The organism is Bradyrhizobium sp. 25ACV (assembly GCF_054863005.1).
On the sequence record NZ_JAVAYO010000193.1, the window covers coordinates 1 to 239 of the forward strand.

Genomic DNA, 239 nt, shown 5'->3' on the forward strand with positions numbered 1-239 from the left:
GCGAAGCGCTGGTCGTAGGCCGCCTCAATACCGCGCGCATAAGCGGAGGGTACATTCTGATAGGTCACGAACTTGACCACCGAGACACCCGGGAAGTTGACGGTGTCGGTGCCGTTCCGGGTGCGGGAGACGACATAATTGTCGAATTCCTTGTCGAAGAACCCGAGTGATAGAATGCCGCTGTGCGGCAGATAATATTCCAGCGATAGGTCGAAGCTGTTCCCGGTAGTCGGCTGCAG

General features: G+C 57.3%; 1 protein-coding gene. It reads right to left on the bottom strand.

Annotated features, from left to right (window positions below):
• On the bottom strand, window positions 1–239 hold a 239-nt coding region (locus tag RAD04_RS39115; RefSeq protein WP_461628027.1), incomplete at both ends, for a TonB-dependent receptor domain-containing protein.